The following is a 17371-nucleotide window of genomic DNA, read 5'->3' as shown; positions in this document are numbered from 1 at the left end:
GGACGGAGGTACCTGGGAGGCCGGGGAGAGAGTCCGGCACCAGGTAGGGACAACGTTGTCATCAATCGTGTGGTCAATCCGTGAGCAAGCGCATGGTTCGGGGATTTGGCGGAGAGCGGCGCTGGCGCGCGGTCGGCGGCCATCGGCGGAGCCCCTCGTGGCTGGAGTGGGTCGCTGAAAGCGGGTTTCTGAGGGTTGGCCGGGTGGGTGGGCTGCGCAGGGGACGCTGCAAGTACGTCCATGTAAGCGCGCGCCCGGCAGCCCCGCGCCCCCCCCCCCGGCCCCCCCCCCCCGCCCGGCCACGGACAGGTTCCTGCGCGGCCAGCCACGGAAGACAGAACAAAAAATCAAAAGCAGAAGCCGATCGCTTCGCTCTTCAATGCCTGACTTCTGAGATTTCCCTGGTTGCCGGCCAGCGGCCGGCACTACCGGGGAGCATCCACGCATGGCGCGGATCTACCGCAGATCGGGGAAATCTGTCGAAGGCGGGGGGGGGGGGGGGGGGGGGGGGGGGTGGGTCCGGTTGCGGGGGCGTGAGCCGCATGGATGCGGCGATCGAGCCTCCATGGACGGATTCACGGCGTCCCCCGCAACCGGACCCACCCCGCCATCCCACGGGAACCCCGCTTTTGCTTTGGCAGTTGCCGTTGCCTTGGCCTCGGCGGGTGCCGGGCGCCGCCCGGCCAAAGCCCTTCCCCCGCTTCCGGTACAATGTCGGGCCCGTTTCCCAACTACGGTTCCCCGGACATGATGGTCCTCGAGGGCGCGCCCGCCCTGTCGCCGTTCCGCCGCGAACGTCTTGAATCCCGCCTGCAGTCCATCGCTCCCTCCCTGCGCATCAGCGGTGCCTGGCACGTCTACTTCGTGCAGCCCGAAGGCAGCGCCGCCCCCGACCTGACCACCCTGTGCCGCATCCTCGAAGCCGCGCCGCAGGCCGAGGCCGTGGCCGAGGGCGCGGTCAGCCGCATCGTGGTGCCGCGCCTGGGCACGCTGTCGCCGTGGTCGAGCAAGGCCACCGAACTGGTCCGTGGTGCCGGGCAGCCGGTCAGCCGGGTCGAGCGTGGCCTGCGCATCGACGTGCAGGGCTGGCCGGCCGATGCCGCCGCCCAGCAGGCGCTGGTCAAGGCGCTGCACGACCCGATGACGCAGTCGGTGCTGGAGACCGTGGAACAGGGCCAGGCGCTGTTCTCGGCGCCGGCCCGCGGTGAACTGGAACGCGTGCCGGTGGACCAGCTGGAGGCTGCCAACCAGCGCCTCGGCCTGGCCATGGCCCAGGACGAGATCGACTACCTGCGCGAACGCTTCACCGCGCTCGGCCGCGCGCCGTCCGACGTCGAGCTGATGATGTTCGCGCAGGCCAACTCCGAGCACTGCCGGCACAAGATCTTCAACGCCAGCTGGACCATCGACGGCCAGGAGCAGGACCGCTCGCTGTTCCGGATGATCAAGAACACCCACCAGCAGACCCCGCAGCACACGCTCAGCGCGTACAGCGACAATGCCGCAGTGATCGAAGGCCATCCGGCGTCGCGTTACCGCCCGGATCCGGCCAGCGGCGAATACCGCCGCGAGCCGCAGGTGCCCAGCGCGTTCCAGATCAAGGTGGAAACGCATAACCATCCGACCGCGATCGCGCCGTTCCCGGGTGCATCGACCGGCAACGGTGGCGAGATCCGCGACGAAGGCGCGACCGGCCGCGGCGGCAAGCCGAAGGCGGGCCTGTCCGGGTTCTCGGTCTCGCACCTGCGCATTCCGGAACTGCCGCAGCCGTGGGAAGCGCCGCGCGCGCTGAACCCGCGCATGGCACCGGCGCTGGAAATCATGACCGACGGCCCGCTTGGCGGCGCCGCGTTCAACAACGAGTTCGGCCGCCCGAACCTGCTCGGCTACTTCCGCAGCTTCGAGCTGCCGGAAGGCGCCGATCTGGTGCGCGCGTACGACAAGCCGATCATGCTGGCCGGTGGCCTCGGCGCGATCGATCGCGTGCAGGTCGACAAGATCCAGCTGCAGGCCGGTGATGCGGTGATCGTGCTGGGGGGGCCGGCAATGCTGATCGGCCTGGGAGGCGGTGCCGCCAGCTCGGTGGCCTCCGGCGAAAGTGCCGAGGATCTGGACTTCGCCAGCGTGCAGCGGGACAACCCGGAAATGGAACGCCGCTGCCAGGAGGTCATCGACCGCTGCGTGGCGATGGGCGCCAACAACCCGATCAAGTTCTTCCACGACGTCGGTGCCGGTGGCCTGTCCAATGCCATCCCGGAACTGCTGCACGACTCCAAGGTCGGCGGTGTCATCGATCTGGGCAAGGTGCCCACCGATGATCCGTCGCTGTCGCCGATGCAGCTGTGGTGCAACGAGTCGCAGGAACGCTACGTGCTGGGCGTGGCCCAGGAGCGCCTGGCCGAGTTCGCCGCACTGTGCGCCCGCGAGCGCTGCCCGTTCGCCGCGGTTGGCGTGGCGACTGCCGAGGAGCACCTGGTGGTGGCCTACGGTGCCGTGCCGGGCCACACCCCGGCCGATGCGCCGATCGACCTGCCGATGGATGTGCTGTTCGGCAAGCCGCCGAAGATGCACCGCGACACCGCGCATCCGCCGGCCCCGCGCTGGCCGGCGCTGAAGACCGGCGGGCTGGACCTGCAGGAGGCTGGCCTGCGCGTGCTGGCGCACCCGACGGTCGCTTCGAAGAACTTCCTGGTCACCATCGGTGACCGCAGCGTCGGCGGGCTGACCGCGCGCGAACAGATGGTTGGCCCGTGGCAGCTGCCGGTGGCCGACGTGGCGATCACCCTGGCCGACTTCGACGGCGTGTCCGGCGAAGCAATGTCGATCGGCGAGCGCACCCCGCTGGCCCTGCTTGATGCGGCGGCTTCGGCGCGCATGGCGGTGGGCGAAGCGTTGACCAACCTGTGCGCGGCCCCGGTCGATGCGCTGGATGAGATCAAGCTGTCGGCGAACTGGATGGCCGCGGCCGGCCACCCGGGCGAAGACGCGCTGCTGTACGACGCAGTGAAGGCGGTGGGCATGGAACTGTGCCCGCAGCTGGACATCAGCATCCCGGTGGGCAAGGACTCGCTGTCGATGCAGGCGCAGTGGCACGACCAGGGCGAAGCGCACAAGAGCGTGTCGCCGGTGTCACTGGTGATCTCGGCGTTTGCGCCGGTGGCTGACGTGCGCCAGCAGCTGACGCCGCTGCTCGACCGCGACGTGGAAAGCGAGCTGTGGCTGATCGGCCTGGGCGCCGGCAAGCAGCGCCTGGGCGGTTCGATCCTGGCCCAGGTGCATGCCGACCACGGCGAACTGCCGGCTTTCGCCGGTGCCGCGCCGGACCTGGACGACCCGCAGCGCCTGCGTGGTTTCTTCGAGCTGATCCGCGATGCGCGCCAGTCCGGCCTGCTGCTGGCCTATCACGACCGCAGCGACGGCGGCGCCTTCGCTGCGCTGTGCGAAATGGCCTTCACCTCGCGCCTGGGCCTGGATATCACCCTCGATGCCTGGGGCGATGATCCGTTCCGCAGCCTGTTCAATGAAGAACTGGGTGCGGTGGTGCAGATCGCGCGCGAAGACCGTGCTGCGTTCGCCGACCTGGTCGAACGCCACGCACTGACCGAATGCGCACAGCGCATCGCCAAGCCGACCACCGCGCCGGTGGTGCGCGTGTCGCTGGGCGGCGAGAACCTGGCCGAGTGGCGCTGGGACGCGCTGTTCGACGCCTGGTGGTCGGTCACCCATGCGATGCAGAAGCGCCGCGACAACCCGGCCAACGCCGACGCCGAGCGCGAGATTGCGCGTGCCTTCACGGCGCCGGGCCTGAAGCCCAAGCTCAGCTTCGACCTCAACGAGGACGTGGCGGCGCCGTTCATCAGCACCGGTGCGCGCCCGCGCGTGGCCGTGCTGCGCGAGCAGGGCGTGAACGGCCAGATTGAAATGGCCAACGCCTTCGAACGTGCCGGCTTCCGCGCGTTCGACGTGCATATGAGCGACCTGATCGAAGGCCGCGTGGCCCTGCAGGACTTCACCGGCCTGGTCGCCTGTGGTGGCTTCAGCTACGGCGACGTGCTCGGTGCCGGCCGTGGCTGGGCCACCTCGATCCTGGAGCGCAGCGCGCTGCGTGATGCCTTCGCTGCGTTCTTCGCCCGCGAGGACAGCTTCGCGCTGGGCGTGTGCAACGGCTGCCAGATGATGAGCCAGCTGAAGGGCATCATCCCCGGTGCCGAGCACTGGCCGCAGTTCCGTCGCAACGCCAGCGAGCAGTTCGAAGCCCGCACTGCGTTGCTGGAAGTGGTGGAATCGCCGTCGATCCTGCTGCGTGGCATGGCCGGATCACGCCTGCAGGTGGCGGTGGCGCATGGTGAAGGCCAGGCGGTGTTCGACAACGCCGTTGACCAGGCCGCCGCACGCGTCTCGCTGCGCTACATCGACGGCAATGGCAACGTCGCCAGCCAGTACCCGCTGAACCCGAACGGTTCGCCGGACGGCATCACCGGCCTGACCAGCAGTGACGGCCGCGTCACCATCATGATGCCGCACCCGGAACGCACCCCGCGCGCGCTCAACCTGAGCTGGGCTCCGGCCGAGTGGCAGGGGGACTCGCCGTGGATGCGCATGTTCCGCAACGCGCGGGTGTGGTGCGGCTGATCGCATCGTTCTGCGCAGGCTGCAGTGCCGCTGCGTACGGAAAAACCCGCCGTTGATCGGCGGGTTTTTCTTTGCGCGCTTGAAACTCCAGTCGCGACCGCTAGTTACATGCATTTTCACGCGTCGAGGAATCGTCACGCATGCATAACAAAATCCTTTCATAAACACGTGAAATAGTGATGTGCTTCACGGCAATAGGATTTGCTGTGTCAAAGTCTTGACGATCTGCAAAGTTGCCGTTAACACTTGAACCCCGTTTCAGAATCATTCATTTCGCAGTAACCGCTTGGCGCACGCGCTCGGTTTTCTGTCGCTGCGCGCCGTTCGGCAATACCCCGCAGTAAATCACGCGAATAAACGCCCCCAGGGGACGTTGGGCCGGAAAGCCCAGCGGTGGCGTTGCTTTGCCCAAAACCAGTCCAATCAGGAGCCGTACCGATGAATCGGATTTATCGCAAGGTCTGGAACAAAGCATTGGGTCAGTTGGTGGTGGCCTCGGAACTGGCCTCCTCCGACAGCGGCGGCGGGGTCGTCGACCAGCGCCGCGATGCAACGCAGGCTGCGCCCGCAAGGTTGGCGATGGCACTGGGCCTGGTATTGGGATTGGGCATGAGCGGTATCGCCGCAGCACAGTCGGTGCAGATCGGCGGCAGCGCCACCTGCGTGGCATTCAGCGGCAAGCTGCTCGAAAAGTGCCTGATCGAAGGCTCGGCCACGGCCAAGGGCAGCAACGCGGTGGCGATCGGCAGCAACAGCAGCGCCAGTGCGGCCAACAGCGTAGCGCTGGGCGCCGGCTCCAAGGCCACGCGTGCCAACACGGTGTCCGTGGGTGATACCGGCAAGGAACGGCAGATCACCAATGTTGCCGCAGGCAGCCAGGCCACCGATGCGGTGAACAAGGCGCAGCTGGACGCGCAGGCGCGCGCCACCCAGGCTGCGCTGGCCGACGTTGCCGCAGATGGCAACCGTTATTTCAAGGCCGATGGCGCAGGCGATGACAGCGACGCGGCGAAGATCGACGGGCAGGGCGCAGTCGCGGCCGGTGCCGGCGCACAGTCGCTGGCCAATGCCACCACTGCCATCGGAACCCAGGCCATTGCTGCGGGCCTGGGCGCAAGCGCGTTCGGCCAGGGCGCCTTGGCAATCGGCGATGCCAGCGTGGTGGTCGGGCAGAGCGCTGCGGCCTTCGGTCTCGGCGACACCGCGGTTGGCGCAAGCGCGACCGCCGCCAGCGAGAACGGCGCGGCCACCGCGCTGGGTGCGCTGTCCGAAGCGACTGCCGATGGCGCCACGGCTGTCGGCGGCGGTGCCGTGGCGATGGGCCCGGGCAGCACCGCATTGGGCCGCGGCGCTACCGCCGCCAACGAAGCATCGATCGCGGTGGGTGCGTTCAGCACCGCCGTCGGTGAATACAGCACCGCGCTGGGCTCGAATTCCGCGGCGGTGGCCACCGGCAGCGTGGCGCTCGGCGCGGGCTCGCTGGCCGACCGCGTCGATACCGTGTCCGTTGGTGCCGCCGAATACGGGCTGACCCGGCAGATCACCAGCGTGGCCGCAGGCACCGAAGACAACGATGCAGTCAATGTCGGTCAGCTGAAGGACGTCGCCGCCGTGGCCGATGCCACCGCCAAGCGCTTCCAGGCCAATGGCAGCAGCAACAGCGATGCCGGTGCACTGGCCGAGGGCGACGAGGCGCTGGCGGCCGGCGAGGCCGCCAATGCCATCGGCAACGGCACCACTGCAGTCGGTGCCGGCGCCACCGCCGTCGCGCAGAACGCCACCGCCGTTGGCAACAACGCGCTGGCCTCGGGCCAGAACAGTGCCGCGTTCGGCAACAACGCGCAGGCCAACGGTCCGGGCAGCGTTGCCGTGGGTGGCGCTGCGGTGGATGCCGACGGCAACCCGCTGATCACCAGCGGCGGCGTGCCGGTGGAAACCGGCGCAACCAGCGCAGGCGTCGGCGGCACTGCGGTCGGCGCCAGTGCCGAAGCCAGTGGTTTTGCGGCGTCGTCCTACGGCGTCGGCGCCTATGCGGCCGGTGCGCAGGCGTCGGCCTTCGGCGCCGTGGCCAATGCCATCGGCGATTATTCCACCGCGCTGGGTACGCAGAGCAACGCGACGGGCACCAGCAGCGTCGCCATCGGTGGTCCGGCTGACCTGATCCCCGGCCTGGGCTTCTTCGTGCAGACCCAGGCCAGTGGCGAAGCCGCCACCGCCGTCGGTGCCGGTGCCATCGCCAGTGGCGACCGTGCCGTGGCCAACGGCAGCCTCAGCGAAGCCTCCGGCGCCGAAGCGACCGCGGTCGGCTACTTCGCCTATGCACCGGGCGAGAACGCCAGTGCCCTCGGCGCGCAGACCTGGGCGAGCGGAGCGCAGAGCACTGCCGTGGGTTACTACGCCACCGCACGCGGCGCGAACAGTGTGGCACTCGGCGCGAATTCCGAAGCGGTGCGCGCCAACAGCGTGGCCGTCGGCAGCGCCGGCAACGAGCGGCAGATCACCAGTGTTGCTGCAGGCAGCGAAGCCACCGATGCGGTGAACAAAGCCCAGCTCGACGCCGTGGCCAGCACTGCCGACACCACCGCGCGTTTCTTCCAGGCACAGCCGGAGGCGGGCAGTGATGCTGGCGCACTGGCTGATGGCGAAGGCTCCATCGCTGTGGGTTCGTCGAGCAATGCGATCGGCGCAGGTGCCATTGCACATGGTGCTGCCGCGTCGGCCATCGGCGATGACAGCGTGGCCGTGGGCCGCAACAGCGCGGCCACCGGTAATGGCGGTGTCGCCATCGGTGGCCTCGGCCAGGCCTACGACGAGTTCAACCAGCCGATCATCGGTGCCGATGGCACGGCGCAGCAGGTGGGCACCACCGCTGTTGCCGATGCCACCGCAGTCGGCAGCGGCGCGCAGGCCACCGGGGCTGCCAGCAGCGCCTTCGGCAACGCGGCCAAGGCCAGTGGTGACAACAGCTTCGCCGCAGGCGGCAAGTCGCGCGCCACCGGCAGCTATGCGGTTGCGGTCGGCGACAGCGCATTCGCCAGCAGCGATGACAGCACTGCAGTAGGCGGTTACAGCTGGGCGACTGCCAGTGGCGCAGCAGCATTCGGTTCGGGTGCATGGGCCACTGCCACCAATGCCTCGGCGTTCGGCAACGCGGCCTGGGCCAGTGGCAGCGGCGCAACGTCCATTGGTTACAACAGCTGGGCCAACGGCGCCAGCTCCACAGCGGTCGGCCGTGGTGCCTTCGGCTATGGCGACAACAGCGTGGCGCTGGGCTTCCAGGCGCTGGGCAACAGCATCAACAGCATCGCCATCGGCACCAACACGGTAGCCGGTGGTGAAAGCGCGATCGCGCTGGGTGCGGGCAGCAATGCCAGCGCCAGCAATACGGTCGCGCTGGGTGCCGGTTCGGTCGCCAACCGCGCGCGCACGGTGTCGGTGGGCAGCGCCGGCAACGAACGCCAGGTCACCAACGTCGCCGCCGGCACCCAGGCCACCGATGCGGTGAACAAGGCGCAGCTGGATGCGGTGGCGACCACGGCCACCACCACCAGCCGCTTCTTCCAGGCCAGCGGCAACGGTGATGACGTAGCCGGTGCGCTGGTGGAAGGTGACAACGCACTGGCGGCCGGTGATGCCGCCAACGCCATCGGCAATGGCGCCACCGCACTGGGCAGCGGCGCCAACGCGCTGGCCAGCAACGCACAGGCGCTGGGCTTCAATGCGTTGGCGACCGCAGCCAACGCCAGCGCTGTTGGTGCCAACGCACAGGCCACGGGCGAGTACGCCACCGCGCATGGCGCGGAAAGCGAAGCCAGCGGCGAGCAGAGCGCGGCGTTCGGTGCGGCCAGCATCGCCAGCGGCGCCGGTAGCACTGCCAATGGCGTGCTGTCCGAAGCGTCCGGCGAAGAGGCCGTGGCCGTGGGCTACTTCAGCAATGCCAGTGGTGACGCGGCCACCGCTGTCGGTAGCGAGAGCGTAGCCAGTGGTACGGCGTCGGCGGCCTTCGGTATCGGTGCCGAAGCCAGCGGCGGTTACAGCACCGCCATCGGTGGCTACGCGCAGGCCTCGGCGTTCAATGCCACCGCGTTCGGCAACTTCGCCAACGCCTCCGGCTCCAACAGCGTGGCAGTGGGTGGCGACTCGGAAGCGTCCGGCGCCTACAGCACCGCCACCGGCCAGGGCAGCCTGGCCACCGGCACCAACAGTGTCGCCGTTGGCGGCTCGCTGTTCGGTCTGCTGGCCACCGAGGCATCGGGCAACTACTCCACTGCGGTGGGTGGTGGCGCCTGGTCGGGGGGCATCAACAGCACCGCACTGGGCAACGCCGCCGAATCGCGTGGTGCCAACAGCGTGGCGCTGGGTGCGGACTCGATTGCCGACCGTGACAACACCGTATCGGTGGGCGGCGGTGGCAATACCCGCCAGATCACCAATGTGGCCGACGGCATCCAGGGCAATGATGCGGTCAACAGGAATCAGCTCGATGCCGTAGCCGCGGCAGCGGAAAAGACCAGCCGGCAGTTCCAGGCCAGTGGCAATGCCGATGGCGAAACCGGGGCGCTGGTCGAGGGTGACAACGCGCTGGCGGCCGGTGACGCGGCCAATGCGATCGGCAACGGTGCCACCGCGCTTGGCAGTGGTGCCAATGCGCTGGCCGCCAACGCCACCGCCGTGGGCATCGATGCGCTGGCCACCGGTAGCAACGCGGCGGCCCTGGGCAGCACGGCACAGGCCACTGGCGAAGACAGCCTGGCGCTCGGTACCGGCGCCAGCGCCAGTGAACTGGGCGCCACAGCCACCGGTGCGCGTGCGCAGGCCAGTGGTGCGTACAGCACCGCCAGCGGCGCCGAAGCCAATGCCAGCGGCACCCAGGCATTGGCCAGCGGCTTCCGCAGCGCCGCGTCCGCCGATGGCACTACCGCTGTCGGCGGTTATGCCGAAGCCAGCGGTCGGCTCGGCACGGCGCTGGGCTACGGCTCGGCGGCCAGCGGTGCCAACACCACTGCAGTCGGCTTCGGTGCCGCTGCGGCCGGTACCGGTGCCGTAGCGGTGGGCCAGTCCAGCGAGGCCAGTGGCGAGGAGAGCGTGGCCATCGGCGGCAGCACCTTCTTCGGCCTGATCCCGTCGCGTGCCAGTGGCACCGGTGCCGCGGCGTTCGGCGCCGGTGCATGGGCCACCGAAGACTACGCGACCGCCATTGGCTGGAATTCGTGGGCGGCAGGCAGCAGCGCCACCGCGCTGGGTGCCAACGCCACCGCCAATGGCAACAACAGCGTCGCGCTCGGCGCCGGATCCAAGGCCGACCGTGACAACACTGTGGCCGTCGGCAAGGCGGGCGGTGAGCGCCAGGTCACCCATGTCGCAGGCGGTACCGAAGCCACCGATGCGGTGAACAAGGGCCAGTTGGATGCAGTCGCCAGCGTCGCCGACAAGACCAGCCGGCAGTTCCAGGCCAGCGGCAATGCCGATGGCGAGGCCGGTGCCCTGGTGGACGGTGACAACGCACTGGCCGCCGGCAACGCGGCCAACGCCATCGGCAACGGCGCCACCGCGCTGGGCAGTGGTGCCAATGCCATGGCCGGCAATGCCACGGCCGTGGGCTTCGATGCGCTGGCCACCGGCAACAATGCGGCGGCGCTCGGCAACGCGGCGCAGGCTGCTGGTGTCGACAGCGTAGCCGTGGGCAGTGGCGCCAGCGCCAGCGAACTCGGCGCCAGTGCTACCGGCGCCGGCGCCCAGGCCAAGGGCGCTTACAGCACTGCCAGCGGCGCGCAGGCCACGGCCAGCGGCACCCAGTCGCAGGCCAGTGGTTTCCGCGCCAATGCTTCGGCCGACGGCGCTTCGGCGCTGGGCAGCTATGCCGAAGCCAGTGGTCGCCTTGGCACTGCAGTGGGTTACGGCAGCAAGGCCACCGGCGCCAATGCCACCGCGGTGGGTGTCAGTGCCAACGCTTCGGCGGCCGGCAGCATCGCACTGGGCGCAGGCTCGGTGGCCGACCGTGCCAACACCGTGTCGGTGGGCAGCAGTACCAGTGATCGTCAGATCACCCGCGTCGCTGCCGGTACCGAGCGCACCGATGCGGTCAATCGTGGCCAGCTTGATGCGGTCGCAGCGACCGCTGATGGCACGGCACGTTACGTCAAGGCCACCGGCGCAGGTATCGCCAGCGCCAGCGGCGGTGATGCCGCCGCGATCGGTTCGGCGGCCAGTGCCAGCGGCGCGCGCAGCAATGCGCTGGGCGCCAACGCGATGGCGATCGGCAACGGTGCACTTGCACTGGGCAACAGTGCCGGCGCGTCCGGTGCCAACTCGGTGGCGCTGGGTGCAGGCTCGCGTGCGCTCGATGCCAACGTGGTGTCGGTCGGCGGTGGCAATGGCACCGATGGTCCAGCCACGCGCCGCATCGTCAATGTGGCCGATGGCCGCATCGCCGCCGGCAGCAGCGATGCCATCACCGGCTCCCAGCTCAACGTCACCAACCAGCGGGTGGGCGCGGTGGAAACGCGCGTGGGCGATTTCGATTCGCGCATCGCCACCGTGGAAACCACCGCGGCCAGCGCGGTCGGTTACGACGACGCCAGCCGTGACCGCCTGACCCTGTCCGGTTTCCAGGGCACCACCATCGACAACGTCGGTGCCGGCAGCATTGCCGCGGGCAGTCGCCAGGCGATCAACGGCGGCCAGCTGTTCCAGTCGCTCAGCGATGCCGCCAGCTTCCTCGGCGGTGGTGCCAGCGTCGGCATGCAGGGTGTGTTCGTGGCCCCGAACTACGTGATCCAGGGCGCCACCTACAGCAACGTCGGCGATGCGCTCGGCGCGCTGGACCGCAAGGTCAGCGAGATCGACCGCAGAACCGCCGGTGGCTCGCGTGCCGGGACTGCCAACCTGCGCGCGATGAGTGCCTCGCTGGATGAGAGCCCGCTGGCAAGCACCGCTGATGCACCTGCAACGGCCGACGCGGCACCGGCCAGCACCGCGCGTGTGCAGGGCACGCCGACCGCTGCTGCCGCCGGTGCCGGGATTCCGGTTGGCACTCCCGCGACGGGCTTCAATGCCGTCGCCATGGGCGAGGGCGCCGTCGCCAGTGGCGCTTCGTCCACGGCCATCGGCCAGGGCGCCAATGCCACTGCGGCAAATGCCGTGGCGCTGGGCCAGGGCTCGGTTGCCGATCGTGCCAACACGGTCTCGGTGGGCAGTGAAGGCAACGAGCGCCAGGTCACCAATGTGGCGGCGGGTACCACGGCCACCGATGCGGTCAACAAGGGCCAGCTCGACCGTGGCATGGCCACGGCCAACAGCTACACCGACAGCCGCGTCCAGGCCGTCGCCGACAGCTTCGATGTGTTCAAGGGCGAGATCGACGGACGCCTGCGCCACATGGATCGCCGCATCGACCGCCAGGGTGCGATGAGCGCGGCGATGCTCAACATGGCCACCAGTGCCGCCGGTATCCGCACCCAGAACCGGGTCGGCGTCGGCATTGGTTTCCAGGGCGGCGAGTCGGCGTTGTCGCTGGGCTACCAGCGTGCGATCAGCGATCGCGCCACGGTGACCTTCGGCGGTGCTTTCAGCAGCGACGACAGCTCGGTTGGCGTCGGTGCCGGCTTCGGCTGGTAAGCCACTCCATCGCGCCGGCGGCCACCCACGCCGGCGCAGCACCTGCAATGAGGGCCTGGGGGGAGGTCACGGCAATCCCGGCTGGGCCGGCCGGGAGTCGTCAAGGAATGATGGCCGCAGTGTTGGTTCGATCCATGACCCAGAAGAGGAATTCGACGTGATCAAGAAGCAGAACCTTCGCATCAATGTGCTTGCCGCCGCCGTGCTGTCGATGACGGCCGTCGGTGCCGTCCACGCCGCCGGCCTGCCGACCCGCGAACCGGTGCGCCAGGCCAGCACCGCCCAGCCGGGCGCCGAGCGCATCATCGTCAAGTACCGGGCCGGCGCTGCCGCCGCCACCGACCGCTCGGCGAAGCTGTCCACCGTGCAGTCGGCGCTGACCCGGGCCAGCCTCTCCGGCGGTACCTCACGTGCCAGTACCCTCGGCCCGCAGGTGGTACGCAAGCTCGCTACCGGTGCGGACCTGATCCGCGTGCAGGGCCGCCTGGCCCCGGCCGAACTGCAGCGTGTGCTGAAGGAACTGCAGGCCGACCCGTCGGTGCAGTACGCCGAAGCCGACGTCAAGCTGCGCCGCACCGAGCTGCGTGCCGGCGACGTACAGCCGGCGCTGGTGCCGAACGATCCCTTCTACCAGCAGAACCAGTGGCACCTGCACAACGCCGTCGGCGGCATCAACGCACCGGCGGCATGGGATGTCTCGCAGGGTGAGGGCATCGTGGTGGCGGTGATCGATACCGGCATCCTGCCGCAGCATCCGGACCTGGTCGGCAACCTGCTGGAAGGTTACGACTTCATCAGCGATGCGGAGACCTCGCGGCGCCCGACCAACGATCGTGTGCCGGGTGCGCAGGACTACGGTGACTGGGTCGAGAACGACAACGAGTGCTATGACGGCTCGCTGGCCGAGGACAGTTCCTGGCACGGCACCCACGTCGCTGGCACCGTGGCCGAGCAGACCAACAACGGCGTCGGCATGGCCGGTGTCGCCTACAAGGCCAAGGTGCTGCCGGTACGTGTGCTGGGCAAGTGCGGCGGTTACCTGTCCGACATCGCCGACGCGGTGGTCTGGGCATCGGGTGGCACGGTGACCGGTATTCCGGCCAACACCAATCCGGCCGAGATCATCAACATGAGCCTGGGCGGCAGCGGTACCTGCGGCAGCACCTACCAGGACGCCATCAATGGCGCGATCTCGCGTGGCACCACCGTGGTGGTCGCGGCGGGCAATGAAGCCGACAACGCATCCAAGTACCGTCCGGCCAGCTGCGAAGGCGTGGTGACCGTGGGTGCCACGCGCATCACCGGCGGCATCACCTACTACTCCAACTACGGCACCCGCGTGGACCTGTCCGGTCCGGGTGGCGGCGGCAGTGTCGACGGCAACCCGGGTGGCTACATCTGGCAGACCGGCTCCAATGCGGCCACCACGCCGGAATCGGGCACGCCGGGTTACATGGGCATGGGCGGTACCTCGATGGCTTCGCCGCATGTGGCCGCCGTTGCCGCACTGGTGCAGAGCGCGCTGATCGCCAAGGGCAAGGATCCGTTGACCCCGGCCGCGATGCGTACCCTGCTGAAGGAAACCGCACGTCCGTTCCCGGTCGCCATCCCGGCGGCCACCCCGATCGGTACCGGCATCCTCGACGCCAAGGCTGCGCTGGCCAAGGCACTGGAAGAACCGTGCACCGAGAACTGCGGGCCGGTGGCCACACCGCTGACCAACAAGGCCGCCGTCGGTGGCCTGTCCGGTGCGGCCGGCAGCAGCAAGCTCTACAGCTTCGAAGCGGCTGCCGGCAAGCAGTTCAGCGTGATCACCTACGGTGGCACCGGCAACGTTTCGGTCTACGTGGCTGAAGGCCGTGAGCCCAGTGCCAGCGACAACGACGCCAAGTCGACCCGTCCGGGCACCTCCGAGACGGTGCGGGTGACCAAGCCGGTGGCGGCCACCTACTACATCAAGGTGGTGGGTGAAGCGGCCTACACCGGGGTGAGCATTCTCGCCACGCAGTAAGCTTGAACTGTCGTAGTTGAATGGCCGAAGCCCGTCATCCCATGTGACGGGCTTCGTCTTTTTACGAAAGGTGGCGCAGGGGCGGCGGAAATCATGGCTTAACTGTTAAAGTCGAGCCGATTGACAGGAGAGTCATGTGAACGCGCTTGCTGCTACCGCCGCTGCCGACGACGCTGAAGGCCGCATCCTGGATGCGCTGCTGGCGCGCGGCCGGCTGAAGGAAGGCGATCTGGCACGTGCGCGGCCGCTGCACGCAGAGGCCGGCGGCAGCCTGCTGGGCCTGCTGGTGCGGCTGGGGCTGGTCTCCGAGCGTGACCAGGCCCAGGCCAGCGCCGAAGTGCTGGGGCTGCCGCTGCTGGAAGGCAAACAGCTGCCGGAAGCACCGCCACAAGGGCTGGCGGAAGGCTTGCCGTTGTCGCTGCGCTTCCTCAAGCAGTTCCATGTCTGCCCGCTCGCGCTGGATGAACAGGGGGTCCGGCTGTGGCTGGCCGATGCCCATGATCCTTATCCGCAGCAGGCCGTGCAGCTGGCACTGGGTGTGCCGGTGACACCGGTGCTGGGCATGCGCGCAGAAATTGATGACCTGGTCGAACGCTGGTTCGGCCAGGGCCGCAGCGCGATGGGCGCGATCGTCGAAACCGCCGATGGCGAGGGCGGTGCGGTCGATGATATCGAGCATCTGCGTGACCTCGCCTCGGAAGCGCCGGTGATCCGCCTGGTCAACCTGGTGATCCAGCGTGCAGTGGAACTGCGCGCTTCGGACATCCATGTCGAACCGTTCGAAAGCCGGTTGAAGGTCCGTTACCGCGTCGATGGCGTGCTGGTGGAAGGCGAAAGCCCGCCGGCCAACCTCACTGCTGCGGTGATCAGCCGCATCAAGATCATGGCCCGGCTCAACATCGCCGAGCGCCGCCTGCCGCAGGACGGCCGCATCATGCTGCGCGTGCAGGGCAAGGAGCTGGACCTGCGCGTGAGCACGGTGCCGACCGCGCACGGCGAAAGCGTGGTGATGCGATTGCTGGACCGCGAAACGGTGGTGTTCGATTTCCATCGTCTCGGTTTCACTGACGCCTTCCTGCCGCAGTTCCGCAAGGTGCTGGAACAGCCGCACGGCATCCTGCTGGTGACCGGCCCGACCGGTTCAGGCAAGACCACCACGCTGTACACCGCGCTGAGCCAGCTGAACACTGCCGACGTCAAGATCATCACGGTCGAAGACCCGGTGGAATACCAGATCGAAGGCATCAACCAGATCCAGGCCAAGCCGCAGATCGGCCTGGACTTCGCCAACGCCCTGCGCAGCATCGTGCGCCAGGACCCGGACATCATCATGATCGGCGAAATGCGCGACCTGGAAACCGCGCGCATCGCGATCCAGTCGGCGCTGACCGGCCACCTGGTGCTGTCCACCCTGCATACCAACAACGCAGCCGGCGGCATCACCCGCCTGCTCGACATGGGCGTGGAAGACTATCTGCTCACCTCCACCATCAACGGCATCCTGGCCCAGCGCCTGGTGCGTCGGCTGGAGCCGACCCATGCCGAGCGCTATGAAGCCTCGCCGGAAGAGATCGAACGCTTCGAGCTGCGCCGCCTGCAGCCGGAAGGACCGATCTACCTGTACCGCCCGAAGCCCTCCGCGCTGGCGCCGACCGGTTACCTCGGCCGGACCACCATCATGGAATTCCTGGTGATGAACGACGCGCTACGGCGCGCGGTGATGCGCCGCGACGGCATGGGCGAGATCGAACGCATTGCCCGCGAAGCCGGTATGCGCACGATGTACGAAGATGGCCTGTCCAAGGCCCTCAGTGGTCAGACGACCATCGAGGAAGTCCTGCGTGTCACCGAGGAAAGCTGATGCGCGCAGGACGCCGGGGCTGACATGCCGACCTACCGTTACAAGGCACTGAATCCGCACGGCGAGATCTTCGACGGGCAGATGGAAGCGGCCAGCGAGGCCGAGCTGGTCGCGCGTCTGCAGGACCAGGGCCATCTGCCGATGGAGACCCAGCTGGCCGATGGCGGTGCGATCGGTGGCAGTACCTGGCGCAACCTGTTCCGCCAACGGCCGCTGCAGGGCGCTGCATTGCTGCAGTTCACCCAGCAGCTGGCGACACTGCTCGGTGCAGGCCAGCCGCTGGATCGCGCGCTGTCGATCCTGCTCGGGTTGCCCGAAGACGAACGCTCGCGCCGCGCGATCACCGACATCCGCGATGTGGTGCGCGGTGGCGCGCCGCTGTCGACCGCACTGGAACGCCAGCACGGCCTGTTCTCCCGCCTGTACGTGAACATGGTGCGTGCCGGTGAAGCCGGCGGCAGCCTGCACGAAACCCTGCAGCGCCTGGCCGACTACCTGGAACGCAGCCGTGCGCTGCAGGGCAAGGTCATCAACGCGCTGGTCTATCCGGCCATCCTGCTGGTGGTGGTGGGCGGCGCCCTGCTGTTCCTGCTCGGCTATGTGGTGCCGCAGTTCGCGCAGATGTACGAGAGCCTGGACGTGGCGCTGCCGTGGTTCACCAACGCAGTGCTGCAGCTGGGCCTGTTCGTGCGCGACTGGTGGGTGCTGCTGCTGGTGGTGCCGGCGCTGGTGGCGTTGTTCTTCGAACGCAAGGCGCGGCAACCGGCATTCCGGCTGGCGCTGGATGGCTGGCTGCTGCAGCGGCGCGGCATTGGCCGCCTGCTCGGCGAACTGGAAACCGCGCGGCTGGCACGCACGCTGGGCACCCTGCTGCGCAATGGCGTGCCGTTGCTGGGTGCCTTGGGCATCGCCCGCAACGTGCTGGGCAACCGCGCGCTGGCTGCCGATGTGGAAGCCGCCGCGGACGAAGTGAAGAACGGTGCCGGCCTGTCGCTGGCACTGTCACGCGGCAAGCGTTTCCCACGCCTGGCCCTGCAGATGATCCAGGTCGGCGAGGAATCCGGTGCCCTCGATACCATGCTGCTGAAGGCCGCCGACACGTTCGAGCAGGACAGTGCCCGGCGCATCGATCGCCTGCTGGCGGCGATGGTGCCGGCGATCACCCTGGTGCTGGCCTCGGTGGTCGGTGCGGTGATCGTGGCCGTGCTGGTGCCGCTGTACGACCTGACCAATGCCATCGGTTGACGATG

The 17371-nt window shown here is 68.6% G+C and carries 5 protein-coding genes; all 5 read left to right on the top strand.

Annotated features, from left to right (window positions below):
• Positions 1–747: 747 nt before the first annotated feature.
• Entirely contained in the window at positions 748–4632 is a 3885-nt protein-coding gene (purL, locus tag V3B25_RS11760) for a phosphoribosylformylglycinamidine synthase (protein WP_329810704.1), read from the top strand.
• 438 nt (positions 4633–5070) lie between these two features.
• Complete coding sequence (locus V3B25_RS11755; RefSeq protein ID WP_329810703.1) at positions 5071–12249, top strand: ESPR-type extended signal peptide-containing protein; 7179 nt, start codon at positions 5071–5073, stop codon at positions 12247–12249.
• 157 nt (positions 12250–12406) lie between these two features.
• A complete protein-coding gene (locus V3B25_RS11750) occupies positions 12407–14260 on the top strand; it encodes a S8 family peptidase (RefSeq protein ID WP_049424952.1) in 1854 nt (617 codons plus the stop codon).
• A gap of 136 nt (positions 14261–14396) precedes the next feature.
• Positions 14397–16121 carry a type II secretion system ATPase GspE gene (gene gspE / locus V3B25_RS11745; protein ID WP_032130134.1) on the top strand — a complete coding sequence of 575 codons (1725 nt, stop codon included), beginning with the start codon at positions 14397–14399 and terminating at the stop codon, positions 16119–16121.
• A gap of 24 nt (positions 16122–16145) precedes the next feature.
• A complete protein-coding gene (locus V3B25_RS11740; RefSeq protein WP_110711005.1) occupies positions 16146–17366 on the top strand; it encodes a type II secretion system F family protein in 1221 nt (406 codons plus the stop codon).
• Positions 17367–17371: the final 5 nt, after the last annotated feature.

Origin of the sequence: Stenotrophomonas sp. SMYL8, from assembly GCF_036320065.1 — a bacterium.
Lineage (GTDB): Bacteria > Pseudomonadota > Gammaproteobacteria > Xanthomonadales > Xanthomonadaceae > Stenotrophomonas > Stenotrophomonas maltophilia_A.
This window is presented reverse-complemented; position numbering and strand designations above follow the sequence as displayed.